Genomic DNA, 12,827 nt, shown 5'->3' with positions numbered 1-12,827 from the left:
GATCGTGAAGTCACTCTAAATCACGCTGGTTGCATTCAGCTATTTGATTCCCGTAATGGGTGCCATTAGACTGACTTATATGATCATCAACCTTCCCTTCTCTGCCCTGCGTGCTTTCGAGGCGGTGGTGCGCCTGTCGGGCTTCTCAGCCGCCGCGCAGGAACTGGGCGTCAGCCAGAGCGCCGTCAGCCAGCATGTGAAGACCCTGGAGGAATGGCTGGGGCATGAGCTGTTGATCCGTGGTGCCCGCAAATCGGAACCGACGCGCGAAGGCGATCAGCTGGCCCGTGCAATCTCGGACGGGCTGGGGCGAATCTCGGACGTCTGCGCACAGCTACGAGACCGGACGCGATCGGAAAACACCATTGTCATCAGTTGTTTGCCGGGCTTTGCCTTTACATGGCTGTTCCCCCGCCTGCTCAATTTCGACACCACGCATCCGCATCTGGCCGTGTCCATTGCGACGGATACCGGCCAGCACCCGTTTTCCGCCGCCGATGCCGATATCGGCATTCGGTACGGTCTTGGTGACTACCCCGGTTTCCACGTGGATCACCTGATGCATGAATGCCTGACACCCGTCTGCGCCCCCGCATTGCTTGATGGCCCGCCCGGCCTGCACCGATTGCAGGATCTGGCCCATCACACCCTGCTGCATGACGAAAACGAAAGCTTCGGCAATGCTGCCCCTACGTGGGACTTCTGGGCGCGGAATTGCGGCCTGACCCTGCCGAAACCGGCCAAGTCCCGACGCTTCGGGCAATCGAACCTCGTGGTGCAGGCGGCGATTCAGGGGATCGGTGTGGCGCTCGGGCGTAAGCCGCTGGTGATCGACGCGCTGTGCGACGGGCGGCTGGTGCGGCCATTCCCCGAGATTGCGCAGTCGCCGCTCTCCTATTGGCTGGTCCTGCGCCATGACCGGATGGACAGCGCCAAGGTGCAAAGCTTCCTGTCATGGATCAGGTCCGAGGTCGCCTCGGAACCGGACCTGCCGGACGCTGTTTTGCCAATGAATTAGCCTGCCTAATGGGTGCATTACCTCTGCCCCATGGCGCAACCCTGCGCCTTGCGGCAGGATGGGGCGGAGCCACCCGAAGAAAGGACGCCACCCATGTATCTGAGAAACTGCTGGTATGTTGCCGCCTGGAGCAAGGATGTAGGCCGCGAGCTGAAGGCGGAGACCTTTCTGGGCGAGCGTATCGTGTTCTACCGCAAGGAAGACGGCACGCCGGTGGCGCTGGAAAACGCCTGCCCGCATCGTAAACTGCCGCTGTCCAAGGGCAACCTGATCGGCGATACGGTGGAATGCGGCTATCATGGGCTGACCTTCGATTGCACCGGCACATGCACCGACAGCCCCACGCAGCGCGGCATGACCCCGCGCCGGGCGGTGGTGAAATCCTACCCGGTGGTGGACCGCTACCGCTTCCTCTGGATCTGGATGGGCGACCCAGGCCTGGCCGATCCCGATACCATTTTCCCGATCCCCAATTTCGACGATCCCAACTGGGGCAAGACCGATGGCGGGGTCATGGATATCGACTGCCATTACCTGTGGGTCTGCGACAACCTGCTCGATCCCAGCCACGTGGCCTGGGTGCATCTCAGCTCCTTCGCGGGGGCGGGTACGGATGACGAGCCGCTCAATATCGACCGCCACGACAACGGCGTCGTCGTATCCCGCTGGATCGAGAACAAGCCGCCGTCGCCCTATTATGCAAAGCTGGTCCGCTTCGAGGGCGATTGCGACCGGCTCCAGCATTACGAAATGTGCATGCCCGCCATCGGGGTGAATAAATCGATCTACACGCCCGTCGGCACAGGGGGTTACGGCAAGCCGCAGGTGGAGCAGACCTTCGTCAACATCTCCTACAACTTCATGACCCCGATTGATGAGGACCGGACCCGCTATTTCTGGTTCCAGCACCGCAATGATCATGCGGAGGATCAGGCGATCTCGGACTACATGAATGACGGTGCCAGGATGGCCTTCCTCGAGGACAAGGAGGTTCTGGAAGAGGTTCACAAGGGCATGAAGAATCCGGTGACACCCCATATCGACCTCGGGCTCGATGCCGGGGCCAAGGCGTTTCGGCTAATGCTGGACCGGGCGATAAAGGCGGAAACCTGATGGCCGGTCACTCCAGATCGTAGATCACGCCGGTGCCGTTGGCATTCGTCCAGCGCAGGCGTGTGGCGCTGATCACCGTCAGACTGTTGCCATTACCGCTTTGGAACCGGTCCAACGCAATGCGGTGGTAGGGGACGGGCGGGGAGGAATAGCCCTGCCGTTGCAGCGTGATCAAGTCCGGGCCGATCACACGCAGGATCTGACGCAGTTCCTGTCCGTCGGCCCATTGACCCAGATAGGTTCCCCCGGTGATGCCGGCCTGTGCCGCGATGGTTCGCGTTGCGGGATGGGTTGGGAAGAGGTCGGCCTTTGCGGGAAACACCCCCAACAGGAAAGGCGCGAGCAGCAACTGGCGGCGGGTAGGACTGGGCATTTGCAGGGCCTTTCTCGGTTTGGGGTATGTGGCCAGCCTAGGGGGCGGATGCCCGGCTGCGGATAGGGTCGATCCCCCAAACGGGGCTGTGGAGCGCAAGGAAAACCCCGCCAGCGCAGGGCTGACGGGGCTGCATGACGCGATTGCGCACGGGGGTGGTGGTCAGTTTTGATCGTCCTCCTCTTCGAGAATGCTGTAAGAGCTGCCGACGCTCGTTCCCTCTTCCACTAGAACGCCACGGTTGTCGCCGACGATGCCTTGTCCGACGCTGATCCCGATGGGGGCGCCAATGGCAACGGTGCTGATGTCGGGCCAGGAGGGGCATCGAATGCGGAACGGGTGTTCGGTATGCGCCAGTTCCGGGCAATAGCGCGGCCCGGTATCGGCATTCGGGATGCCGGGATTGGCGACGTAGTCGTTCGGTCCGCTTGCGGATTGGGCAAGGGCGGGGGCGGCAGAAAGCGCCAGCAGGGCGGCAAGAATGAAATTGGTCATGGGGTGGGCCTTTCGGGTAGGACGGTGTCTGGGAAGAAGATAGCCGGGACTTCGGTCACCCTGGATGAGGGCGATCCCCCAATTGTTCCCCGGCCTATCTGGACCGCGCGTCGATGTTCTCGAAGGTCAGCGCAGAGGCTGGCATGCTGACGGCCAGCGTCACCGCGGCGGCAACGGGCAGCAGCACGGCAATGACAAGGGCGGCGGTGAGAGCGGTCAGAGAGGATGCGCTGTTCATGAGGTGCTGTCCCTGTTTCATGATGAAGCCGGGATCAGGGATACGGTGCCCATACCTGCCGGGGCATGGGGCCAATACCTCAATCAGACGGGGCTAGCCGTTTTCGCGGAAATCGTCGTCGGCGCTGCGCAGCTCGGAGGGGCTGGCGAACCCGTCCTCGTTCGCGTCCACACGGCGAAAAGCAATGCGATAGGCGGCGAAATTGCGGATCAGCCGCGCCGTGGGCTGGCCAGTGCGGGCCATCTGGCGCACGAATTCGCGGAACTCGGGAAAGCTGAGCATCCCGTCGCCGTTCTCATCGGCGATTACAAAGGCATCGACCTCGCCCTCGGTCACGGGGCCGACGCCCTCCACCTCGGTCTGGGCAAGGGCGGTCAGGGGCAGCACGAGAGAAACAACAAGGACCAGCACGCGTATCATGACGTCCCCTTTATCACGCTGTCTGCCGGGATGCGGAGAGAAAAAACGGTGCCCTGTCCGGGGGTGGAGGCCACCGTCAGCGCCAGCCCGTGCTGCGCGGCCAGTTCGTGGCAGATCGACAGGCCAAGCCCGTGGCCGCTGCTGTCCTTGCCCGATGACCAGGCCTGCCGGAAGCTTTCCAGTTCGTCTGCCGTCATGCCAACACCTGTATCGAGAATCTCGATGCTGGCCCCGTCCACCTTGCGGCGCGCCCCGGCCAGAACGGTTCCCTCGGTGGTGTATTTGACCGCGTTCGACACGAGGTTCGATACGATCCGCATCAGGATCAGCGGCGGCACGGTGGTGGTCAGAGAGGACGGCACGATCCGCAGGCGCAGACCCTTGGAAACGGCCTCCTCGCGGAACATCTGGGCGACCGTGTTCAGGATCAGCGACAGGGCATAGGGTTCGGGTGTGTCCTCTGGCTCCTCTGGCGTTGGTTCGCCGGGCAGATCCTCCTCGGGGCGGGTATCTTCCAGATGACCAAGCGCCAGATCCTGCATGTAGTCGAACGCCTCGGACAGCCGTTCCCGGATCTCGGGTGACTGGTCGCGGGTCATGGTTTCCATCGTCATGCGCAGCGAGGCGAGCGGCTGGCGGATATCGTGGGACATCGTGGCAAGCTGCTGCCGTCGCCGGTCGGCCAGATCGCGGGCGTGGCTGTAGTTGCGCTCGGCCTCCAGCAATTCGCGGGTGGTCTCCGCCTCTTTCTGAAGCGCCACCATCTCTCGTTCCAGCGCCGCCGCATGTTCCCGCCGCATGTCGATCAGCCCGACTGAAAGCCCCGACATGGTGCCGAACGCGATGATTGCGTAGATCGCCTTGATCGCCCAGGTCATCGGGATCTCGACCGAACCAAGCCGCGCCAGCGCCAGAAGGATCAGCAGGCCAAGCCCGACGAAGGCGACCAGCACCACGATGCGAAACACCGGCCTTCGGGCGCCGGTCACCATGTCCCACTGGAAGCCGGCCAACAGGTGGCTCCCAAGCATCAGCACAAGCAGGATGTAGGAGGCGGGGGCCATGATTTCTGGCGGAAGAATGAAGACAAGGGCAATGCCGATGATCGAGACAAACGTCAGCCCCCGCATGGCCTGTTTCAGCTTCGGCCGCCGGGCGAAGCGCGCCAAGGACAGGGCGGCGGTGGCAAATCCGGCGGCACACAGCGCATAGAGCAGCGACAGGCCAACCGGCAGGTGCCAGGTGGGATGGGCGGGATAGAGAAAGCGGAACAGCAGAATGTCGATATAGGCGATGAAGATCAGCCCAAGGGCCAGAAGCCCCGCATAGGCCCCGCCCACATCGCTGCGCATGGTGGCGCTGAAGACCGCGAAGAACAGGATGCAGGAGCCGAGGAAGGCATAGAACCCGGCCAGCGTCAGGCCGTCAGTGAAGGTGCGGGCCTGATGGTCGGCGGGGGTCTCAAGGCTCAGATCCACCAGATCGGTCGCGCCATAGGTCATGCGCACCATCAGCAGCGCCCGTTCCCCGGCAGTCAGTTCCACCGGCGCGCTGCTCAGCCTTGTGGCGCTGAAATCGGAAGGGTCGAAGGGCTCGCGGATGTCGTGGGCCAGCAGTTGCTCGGTCAGGCCGCCATCGCGCACAAGGAACACATCAAGCGCCACCAACCCGTGCGTGTCAGAGGCCAATATCCACGTGTCAGGAGGGCGGCCCTCATCGGGGGCAATGTTCAGCAGCTCGGTCAGCGCCCAGATCGGCTGATAGGGGGTGGCAGGTGCGATCACCGCGTCGAAATCGCCGCTCAGGGCGCCGTCCATATAGGCGTTGACGATATCGGCAATGGGCTGGCCCACATCGCGGGCGAAACGCATGGCGGGCGCGATATCGGGCGAGGAATAGGCCGGGTCGACCTCCATCACCGGGGGCGTTTGCGCGGCTACCGGAAGGCTTGCGAAAAGCAGGGTCGCGCAAACAGAAAGGAATGATAGGATCGCCCGCAACAGATTGCCTTTTCAAAAGATAATGGGGGGAGCTTAGTTTGCCCGAGCCAAGATTTCACGCGGTTATTGCCGATGATCATGCCATCGTCCGGGCGGGGTTGCGCACGGCGCTGGAAACCCCTGGCATGGTGGAAACCGACGGCATCGCCGTGGTGGACGAGGCGGCGGACGGGTTGCAGGCGATATCCGCCGTGCGTCAGCACCGGCCGCATTTGCTGCTTTTAGACGTACAGATGCCCCATGCGGGCGGGCTGGAGGTGTTGCTGGAGGCGCGCCGCTGGTCGCCCGATACCAAGATCGTGATCCTGACCGGCGTGATGTCCGTGGGCAAGATCAGCGAACTGGTGTCAAGCGGTGTGGATGGCCTCTTTTCCAAGGGGGAGGACAATACCGAGCTCTATCGCCAATTGCCCAACATCCTGCGCGGGCGCCGTCACATCGCGGCGAGCCTCGTGGCCATGCTGGAGGACGCGCCGGACGCGCCCGACCTGACCGCACGGGAACGGCAGACGCTGAACCTGATCGTCGCAGGCCAGTCGAACAAGGAGATCGCAGAAACGCTCGGGATCAGCGCCAAAACCGTGGATCGCCACCGCACCAGCCTGATGCAGAAGCTCGACGTGCATTCCGTCGCGCAGCTGATTGCCTATGCACTGCGTGAAGGGCTGATCGACCCGGCGGGCGGGCTGTAGCGCCGCCGGGTCAATGCGGCCTCAGGGCCGGTTGATCGCGGGGGCCGGGCGGCCCGCGGCTTCGGCGAGGTCCATGATACTGTCATGGATTGCCTGCAGCGTGTAGTTCGGATTGTGGGCATAGCCGCCCGGATCGCGCGTCACGAACTGGAAGTTATAGGCAGCCGCCAACAGGCGCGGGGTCCAGCTGGCATATTGGTTGGGGAAGATCGCTTCGCCTTCGTCCACCTCTCCATTCCCGTTCGTGTCGTTGAAGAAATACGGGTAGCTGTGCAGCTCATAGAGGATGGGCGCACCTGCAACCGTTTCCGCATAGGCGGCGATTTCTGCGGCCAGGAGCAGGCGCAGCCCCTCGACCTCGGCGGCGATGCCTTCGGTGATGTCTCCATCGCCATCATAGTCGATGCGCGAGATGCGGATCGTTTCGGGATCGGCGTTTTCGTGGCAGGTCAGGCAGCCGTCGGTGACCACCTCCAGCGAATGCGGGTCGTGGCAGGAGGAACAGGTGGTGATCGGCCCGGTATGGCTGAAGGCCCCGTCATAGGTCCGGCCCATGTATTCATAAAGCCCCGCGACTTCTGACCCGAAAGTTGTCGCACCCGCCGCCGCATAATGCGGGTTCACGAAGCGCAGCTCGCCATTCGGCGTGTCCGGGTCCATCCCCTCCAACTGCCCTTGCAGCGTCGGGCCGGACGACCGGCCCTGGTGGCAGGTCAGGCAGGTGCCCGCATTGGGCAGCGCGGTCATGGTCACGCCAGAGGGGAAGGTGATCTCGGAAATCGCCGATACGCCGTCCGTATGGCAGGTGTCGCAATCCACGACGCCCCCCGGCGCGATGGTCTGGTCAACCGTGCCCACGGCCGTGCCATCCAGCCCGTGAAAATCACGAAAGCCAGCCCCGGAATGGCAGACCGCGCAGGCGGCGGGCACCTCGTCTTCGCCGTTCCAATGGGCGAAGGCCTCGGCGGCGGCATCGCCATGGGCCGATTGCACCCAGGCCTGCACGGCGGCAGCGGTACTGTTTTCCTGCGCGAGAATGGCAGAGGGTGCAATGGCAGTCAGCAGGGCCAACAGGGTGGCGCGGGCGGTCTTCATGACAGTCTCCTTCAGGGCGGGAAAAGCTTGGGTCCAGATATGCCCGATTGCTTCGGTCCTGGCTTTGACCTCCATCAATCCGGGGCAGGGCGTTAGGCGCTATGTTGGGCAGACAAGAGCCCGCGACATTTCACCGGAGAATCCCGAATTGCCCCGTATCAAAGGTGTCAGACTGCCCAATCAGGGCGCACCCCGGCAGGAGATCGGGCCGGTCACTCTGCCCGATTGTGTCGGGCTGATCGGGGCGGATTATCCGGGGATGAAGCTGCGCGCGGTGGTCGCGCAAGGGGATCGGGTGTCTGCCGGTCAACCCGTGCTGCACGATCATGCCATGCCCGAGAGGGTGGTGACCAGCCCGGTCAGCGGCACGGTGGAGGAGATCGTGATCGGGGCGCGCAGGCAGGTGGCGCGGATGGTGATCCGGCGCGGAACGGGAGAAGCAAGGCGATTCGACCCCGCCACGGCGGACGACCCGGATGGTCTGCGTCGTCTGATGCTGAGCAGTGGTTTGTGGGCGGCAATACTGCGTCGGCCTTTCGGGCGGGTGCCATCGCCCGATGAAACACCCGCAGCCATTGTCGTGACCGCGATGGCCACCGACCCCGGTGCCGCCGATCCCGCGCCATTGATCCGGGCCGAGGCGGGGAACTTCAACACCGGCATTCAGGCGCTGAGCCGCCTTGGCGGGGGGGCGGTCTTCGTCTGTCAGGCTCCGGGCGCGGAACTGGCCCGCATTGGTGAGCGTGTGCGCATCGCGGTCTTTTCCGGCGCGCATCCCGCAGGATTGCCCGGTGTGCATGTGGAACGATTGTGCCCCGCCACCGCGTCGCATCCTGTCTGGCAGATGGGCTATGCGGACGTCTTGGCACTTGGCCACGTGCTGCGCGATGGCGCGCTGCCAGCTGACCGGGTCGTGTCCCTGTCCGGGCCTGCGGCGGCGGACCCCCGGTTGCTGCGCCTTCCCATCGGGGCGGATATCGAGGCGCTGGCGGGCGGCGAGACGCGCGGCACCGCTTACCGCGTTCTGTCCGGCCCGGTGTTGTCGGGGCAGGAGGGGCGGTTCCTGCGTCGCAGGCATGTGCAGATCAGCCTGACCCCGCGCGAAGCCCCTGTACCGCATGGCCGCACGGGGCCGGCCCTTCAACGTGCGGCGCTGATTCCGAATGCGGCTGTCTCCCGCTCTCTCGGCCCGGATTTCCCGGCGGTTGCCCTGTTGCGGGCGCTCAGCGTCGGAGAGGTCGAACAGGCCGAGAGGATGGGGGTTCTGGGATTGCTGGAAGATGACATGGCGCTTGCCAGCTATCTGGCCGGAGGGGGCGAGGATTTTGGCATTCGGCTGCGGGCCGTTCTTGACCGGTTGGAGGCAGCATGACAGCGCGCGGGCTCTGGTCACGGGACATGATCGGGTGGGCGGTTGTCGCCGCCCTTCTGCCGCCCGCCGCCATCGTGGTGGTCGAGCAAGGGGTGGAAGGCGTGCTGCGCATGGGCGCGGTGCTGGCTGTCGCGTCGTTGTGGCAGCTATTGTTCCGCAGGCTGCGCGGGGTGCCCTGGTCGCCCTCGGGTGCGGTTCTGGCGGTGTCGATGGCGGTGCTGGCCCCGGCGGGCCTCTCGCCCATGCAATTGGCACTTGGGGCGAGCTTTGGCATCGTGCTGGCCGATCTGATTTTCGGTGGCTGGGGTCGCAACGTGGTCGGGGCCGCGCCCGTGGCGCTGGCGATGGTGTTCCTGACATGGCCGGGCGGTGCCGCGCCGGGGGCGGAAACCACGATGTTGCTGGCTGTGGCCGCCTCGTGGGCTGTGCTTCTGGCGCTTGGCATCCTGCCATTGCCAGCGCTGCTCGGCGGGGTCGCGGGCGTGCTTGGGGCGATGGCCCTGATCGGCGCGCCGTTGGAGACCGCTCTGCTGGCCGGGGGCGCGGGCTTCGGCTTGCTGCTGCTGGCCGATCCGGTCACGGCGCCGACAACGCCAGTCGCGCGGCTGGTCTACGGCCTGCTTGGCGGCACGTTGATCGCGCTTCTGGCTGGATCGGACGGGCTGGCGGGGGCGGAACGGGCCACGGTCTTCGCGGTGCTTCTGGCGCAGGTTTTTGCGCCGACAATCGACTATGCGGTGCTTGCGGCAAAGCGCCATGCAAGGGGGCGGCGACATGCCTGATCTGAATCCGATATCCCTGTGGCAACGACTGCTGGCGGCCCCCAATGACAGCCGGGGCAAGACGCTGACCATGGCGTTTCTGGTGTCCTTCGCGGCGGCGCTTGCGGTGTCCAGCGCGGCGGTGCTGCTTGGCCCAAGGCTCGACGCCAACCGGGAAGCCGAACGCCGCGCCCGGCTGGAGGCGCTGATCGCCGAGACGCCGGGACTGGCCGAGGTGCTGCCGGGCAGCGGCATCGACAGCCTTGAGGTCCTGACCGTGGATCTGCGCGACCTGTCGCTGGCGGACGCGGTGGACCCCACGCAGATGACGGAACTGACCCCGGACGACGACATTGCGGGCATCGGGACGCGGCACGATCTGCAACAGATCTTCATGGCCCGCGACGGGCGTGATCTGGCCCTGGTCATTCTGCCGGTCTACGGGCAGGGCTATCAATCGACGATCCGGGGCTATCTGGCGCTTGGGCCGGACCTGAACACCGTGATTGGCCTGACCATCACCGAACAGGGCGAGACACCGGGGCTTGGCGCGACGATCCAGACGCCGGGCTGGCTGGCGCAATGGCCGGGCACGCAGTTGATGGATGAGGCAGGTGAAATCCGCGTCGCCGTGGTGCGTGGCGGCGGTTCGACGGCATATGAGGTCGACGCGATCACCGGGGCAACCCGCAGTTCCAACGGCGTCCAGAACATGATCCGCTTCTGGGTCGGTCCGCTCGGGTTCGGTCCGGTTCTGGATGCCCTGCGCAGCGGGGACCTGCCATGAGAGCCGCGCTGAAACCCCTCTTTGATCCGCTTCTGCGCGACAACCCGGTCACGGTGCAGATCCTTGGCATCTGCTCGGCCCTCGCGGTCACGACCTCGATGACCACCGCCCTGACCATGAGCCTGGCCCTGACCGCCGTTCTGGTCGCCTCCAGCGCGGTGATCTCGCTGATCCGCCGCCATATCCCGGCGCAAATCCGGCTGATCCTGCAAATCACCATCATCGCTGCCATGGTCATCGTCGCGGACCTGATCCTTCAGGCCTATGCCTATGCGATCAGCCAGCGGCTTTCGATCTTCGTGTCGCTTATTGTCACCAATTGCATCGTGCTTGGCCGGGCCGAGGCTTTTGCCATGTCGAACCCGGTTGGCCCCAGTATCCTTGACGCGCTTGGCAACGGGGTGGGGTATTCCGCGATCCTGATGGTCATTGCCTTCTTGCGGGAGCTTCTGGGTTTCGGCACGCTGTTCGGAGCGACCGTCTTCCCGACGGTGGCCGAGGGCGGCTGGTATCAGCCCTTCGGCTTCATGCTGCTGGCCCCCTCGGCCTTCATGCTGCTTGGCCTGCTGGTCTGGGCCCTGCGCAGTTGGCGGGTGGAGCAGGTGGAGCCCGCAACGACCCGCGTAGACCGGGAGGAGGCGCTGTCATGACCGACCTTTTCCTGCGCGCCGTCTTCGCCGACAACCTGATCCTCAGCTTCTTTCTTGGGGTCTGCACCTTTCTGGCTGTGTCGAAACGGGTGGAAACGGCGCTTGGCCTAGGCGCCGCGATCATCGTGATCCTGACCATCACGGTGCCCGTGAACCAGTTGATCCTGACATGGCTGCTGGCCCCCGGCGCATGGGGCTGGATCGGGGCGGGGGAGGTCGACCTGACCTTTCTCAGGCTCATCGCCTTCATCGGGGTCATCGCGGCCATGGTGCAGGTGCTGGAAATGGTGCTCGACCGCTTCGCCCCGGCACTATACGCGGCGCTTGGGATCTACCTGCCGCTGATCACGGTCAATTGCGCCATCCTGGGGGGCAGCCTGTTCATGGCGGAACGCAGCTACGGGTTCGGTGAGTCCATCGTCTTCGGCTTCGGCAGCGGGTTGGGATGGGCGCTGGCCATCGTTGCGCTTGCCGCGATCCGGGAAAGGCTGGCCTATGCCGACATGCCCGCCGGTCTGCGCGGGCTTGGAATGACTTTCATCGTCACGGGCCTCATGTCCATGGCGTTCACCGCCTTTGCCACGATGGCCGCGCCATGACCCAGATCCTGCTCGCCACCCTGCTGATGGTTGCGCTGATCATGGCGCTGGCGCTTGGTGTCATGGCCTCGCGGGCGGTGCTGGTGCCGTCGCGCCCCGTTCGCCTGACGGTAAACGGGCGGCGCGATGTTGACGCGCGAACCGGGGAGAAGTTGCTCGACGCGCTGAAGGCCGGGGGCATCCCGATGCCGTCAGGTTGCGCCGGGGCGGGCACCTGCGGGCTGTGCCGGGTGACCGTGGCAGATGCTGGACCACCGCTTGCCACGGAAACCGGAACCCTTGGCAAACCCGCGACGGACAGGGGTGAAAGGCTCGCCTGCCAGACCGTCCTGCGCGGGGCGATGGCGGTGCAGGTGCCCGAGGATATCCTGTCGGCGGAGCGATATGAGTGCGAGGTCATTTCCAACCAATCGCTTGCCCCGCTGATCAAGGAACTGGTGCTGGCCTTGCCCGATGGGGCCGATTTCGATTTTACCGCCGGGGAATACGGGCAACTGACCGCCCCTGCCTACGCGCTCGATTTCACCGATATCGACGCGGGTGCATTTGCCGATATCTGGGACCGTCGCGGGCTGCGCAGCCTGTCAGCCCACAGCCCCGAACCGGTGTCTCGCGCCTATTCCATCGCCAACCGGCCCGAGGATACGGGAAAGGTGGTGTTCAACATCCGCCTCGCGCTGCCGCCTGCGGGCAAACCCGGTGTTCCGCCCGGCATCGTGTCCTCCTACCTGTTCGGCCTGAAGCCCGGCGACCGGCTGGCCCTGGCTGGTCCCTATGGCACGTTCCGCGTTCGTCCGTCCGACCGGGAGATCGTGCTGATCGGCGGCGGGGTCGGCATGGCCCCCTTGCGCGCCATTGCCCATGAGCAACTGGCAGGCCCCGACGCATCACGGCGCATCTCCTATTTCTACGGCGCGCGCAGCCGGTCGGACCTGTTCTATGACGACGAGTTCAAGGCCCTTGCCGCCGCGCATCCGAATTTCAGTTGGACCGTCGCCCTGTCCGATCCGCTACCGCAGGACGGATGGACCGGCGAAACCGGCTTTATCCACGATGTCGCCCTGCGCGCCTATCTGGGCAATCATCCCGCGCCCGATGCCTGCGACTACTATCTCTGCGGTCCGCCCCTGATGATGCGGGCCGTGATCACCATGCTGGACGACCTCGGGGTCGAGCCGGATGCCATCTTCTTCGACGATTTTGCGAGCTGACCC

The 12,827-nt window shown here is 64.8% G+C and carries 15 protein-coding genes; 9 read left to right on the top strand and 6 right to left on the bottom strand.

Going from position 1 to position 12,827, the window contains the following annotated elements; genetic code table 11:
• Positions 1-79: 79 nt before the first annotated feature.
• Both RBB16_RS04365 and RBB16_RS04360 read left to right on the top strand, forming a co-directional pair.
• Complete coding sequence (locus RBB16_RS04365; protein WP_306044991.1) at positions 80-1,018, top strand: LysR substrate-binding domain-containing protein; 939 nt, start codon at positions 80-82, stop codon at positions 1,016-1,018.
• A gap of 93 nt (positions 1,019-1,111) precedes the next feature.
• Positions 1,112-2,131, top strand: coding sequence for an aromatic ring-hydroxylating dioxygenase subunit alpha (locus RBB16_RS04360; protein WP_306044990.1), 1,020 nt, complete (start codon positions 1,112-1,114; stop codon positions 2,129-2,131).
• Positions 2,132-2,138: 7 nt separating this feature from the next.
• Here the strand turns inward: RBB16_RS04360 and RBB16_RS04355 are convergent, their stop codons facing one another.
• The 5 genes from RBB16_RS04355 to RBB16_RS04335 all read right to left on the bottom strand — a co-directional run bounded on the left by RBB16_RS04355 (position 2,139) and on the right by RBB16_RS04335 (position 5,573).
• Complete coding sequence (locus tag RBB16_RS04355; RefSeq protein ID WP_306044989.1) at positions 2,139-2,504, bottom strand: hypothetical protein; 366 nt, start codon at positions 2,502-2,504, stop codon at positions 2,139-2,141.
• Between the two features lie 162 nt (positions 2,505-2,666).
• Complete coding sequence (locus RBB16_RS04350) at positions 2,667-2,999, bottom strand: hypothetical protein (protein WP_306044988.1); 333 nt, start codon at positions 2,997-2,999, stop codon at positions 2,667-2,669.
• A gap of 94 nt (positions 3,000-3,093) precedes the next feature.
• Positions 3,094-3,237, bottom strand: a complete 144-nt coding sequence (locus RBB16_RS04345) for a hypothetical protein (RefSeq protein WP_306044987.1) — start codon at positions 3,235-3,237, stop codon at positions 3,094-3,096.
• A gap of 93 nt (positions 3,238-3,330) precedes the next feature.
• The gene (locus RBB16_RS04340; RefSeq protein ID WP_306044986.1) at positions 3,331-3,657 is read right to left on the bottom strand and encodes a hypothetical protein; all 327 of its coding nucleotides are present in this window, start codon (positions 3,655-3,657) and stop codon (positions 3,331-3,333) included.
• Complete coding sequence (locus RBB16_RS04335; RefSeq protein ID WP_306044985.1) at positions 3,654-5,573, bottom strand: sensor histidine kinase; 1,920 nt, start codon at positions 5,571-5,573, stop codon at positions 3,654-3,656. Before RBB16_RS04335 ends, RBB16_RS04340 begins: the two co-directional genes overlap by 4 nt.
• 122 nt (positions 5,574-5,695) lie before the next feature.
• Between RBB16_RS04335 and RBB16_RS04330 the strand changes: the two genes are divergently transcribed.
• A complete protein-coding gene (locus RBB16_RS04330) occupies positions 5,696-6,349 on the top strand; it encodes a response regulator transcription factor (RefSeq protein ID WP_306044984.1) in 654 nt (217 codons plus the stop codon).
• A 21-nt stretch (positions 6,350-6,370) separates the two neighbouring features.
• Here the strand turns inward: RBB16_RS04330 and RBB16_RS04325 are convergent, their stop codons facing one another.
• Positions 6,371-7,444: a cytochrome c3 family protein gene (locus RBB16_RS04325; protein WP_306044983.1), complete on the bottom strand. Its 1,074-nt coding sequence runs from the start codon at positions 7,442-7,444 to the stop codon at positions 6,371-6,373.
• A gap of 148 nt (positions 7,445-7,592) precedes the next feature.
• On the opposite strand from RBB16_RS04325, the gene RBB16_RS04320 reads away from it, so the two are divergent.
• From RBB16_RS04320 to nqrF, 6 genes are read left to right on the top strand one after another with little or no spacing between them, the layout of a single operon-like run.
• Positions 7,593-8,816, top strand: a complete 1,224-nt coding sequence (locus tag RBB16_RS04320; RefSeq protein WP_306044981.1) for a hypothetical protein — start codon at positions 7,593-7,595, stop codon at positions 8,814-8,816.
• Positions 8,813-9,598, top strand: coding sequence for an RnfABCDGE type electron transport complex subunit D (locus RBB16_RS04315; protein WP_306044979.1), 786 nt, complete (start codon positions 8,813-8,815; stop codon positions 9,596-9,598). The genes RBB16_RS04320 and RBB16_RS04315 overlap by 4 nt, the downstream gene beginning before the upstream one ends.
• Entirely contained in the window at positions 9,591-10,364 is a 774-nt protein-coding gene (locus tag RBB16_RS04310) for an FMN-binding protein (protein WP_306044977.1), read from the top strand. Before RBB16_RS04315 ends, RBB16_RS04310 begins: the two co-directional genes overlap by 8 nt.
• Positions 10,361-11,014 (top strand): NADH:ubiquinone reductase (Na(+)-transporting) subunit D, encoded by a 654-nt coding sequence (locus RBB16_RS04305; protein ID WP_306044976.1) that lies wholly within the window; start codon positions 10,361-10,363, stop codon positions 11,012-11,014. The genes RBB16_RS04310 and RBB16_RS04305 overlap by 4 nt, the downstream gene beginning before the upstream one ends.
• Complete coding sequence (gene nqrE, locus RBB16_RS04300) at positions 11,011-11,613, top strand: NADH:ubiquinone reductase (Na(+)-transporting) subunit E (protein WP_071690486.1); 603 nt, start codon at positions 11,011-11,013, stop codon at positions 11,611-11,613. Before RBB16_RS04305 ends, nqrE begins: the two co-directional genes overlap by 4 nt.
• Positions 11,610-12,824 carry an NADH:ubiquinone reductase (Na(+)-transporting) subunit F gene (gene nqrF, locus RBB16_RS04295; protein ID WP_306044975.1) on the top strand — a complete coding sequence of 405 codons (1,215 nt, stop codon included), beginning with the start codon at positions 11,610-11,612 and terminating at the stop codon, positions 12,822-12,824. Before nqrE ends, nqrF begins: the two co-directional genes overlap by 4 nt.
• Positions 12,825-12,827 lie beyond the last annotated feature (3 nt).

It is taken from the genome of Nioella sp. MMSF_3534 (assembly GCF_030732985.1).
GTDB lineage: Bacteria > Pseudomonadota > Alphaproteobacteria > Rhodobacterales > Rhodobacteraceae > Nioella.
The sequence above is the reverse complement of the archived record's forward strand: the minus strand, read 5'-3'. Positions and strand labels throughout refer to the sequence as shown.

Bases quoted from the DNA above. Each gene is read 5' to 3' on its own strand.
- RBB16_RS04365 (WP_306044991.1), top strand. From the start codon at position 80: ATGATCATCAACCTTCCCTTCTCTGCCCTGCGTGCTTTCGAGGCGGTG.
- RBB16_RS04360 (WP_306044990.1), top strand. From the start codon at position 1,112: ATGTATCTGAGAAACTGCTGGTATGTTGCCGCCTGGAGCAAGGATGTA.
- RBB16_RS04355 (WP_306044989.1), bottom strand. From the start codon at position 2,504: ATGCCCAGTCCTACCCGCCGCCAGTTGCTGCTCGCGCCTTTCCTGTTG.
- RBB16_RS04350 (WP_306044988.1), bottom strand. From the start codon at position 2,999: ATGACCAATTTCATTCTTGCCGCCCTGCTGGCGCTTTCTGCCGCCCCC.
- RBB16_RS04345 (WP_306044987.1), bottom strand. From the start codon at position 3,237: ATGAACAGCGCATCCTCTCTGACCGCTCTCACCGCCGCCCTTGTCATT.
- RBB16_RS04340 (WP_306044986.1), bottom strand. From the start codon at position 3,657: ATGATACGCGTGCTGGTCCTTGTTGTTTCTCTCGTGCTGCCCCTGACC.
- RBB16_RS04335 (WP_306044985.1), bottom strand. From the start codon at position 5,573: ATGGAGGTCGACCCGGCCTATTCCTCGCCCGATATCGCGCCCGCCATG.
- RBB16_RS04325 (WP_306044983.1), bottom strand. From the start codon at position 7,444: ATGAAGACCGCCCGCGCCACCCTGTTGGCCCTGCTGACTGCCATTGCA.
- RBB16_RS04315 (WP_306044979.1), top strand. From the start codon at position 8,813: ATGACAGCGCGCGGGCTCTGGTCACGGGACATGATCGGGTGGGCGGTT.
- RBB16_RS04310 (WP_306044977.1), top strand. From the start codon at position 9,591: ATGCCTGATCTGAATCCGATATCCCTGTGGCAACGACTGCTGGCGGCC.
- RBB16_RS04305 (WP_306044976.1), top strand. From the start codon at position 10,361: ATGAGAGCCGCGCTGAAACCCCTCTTTGATCCGCTTCTGCGCGACAAC.
- nqrE (WP_071690486.1), top strand. From the start codon at position 11,011: ATGACCGACCTTTTCCTGCGCGCCGTCTTCGCCGACAACCTGATCCTC.
- nqrF (WP_306044975.1), top strand. From the start codon at position 11,610: ATGACCCAGATCCTGCTCGCCACCCTGCTGATGGTTGCGCTGATCATG.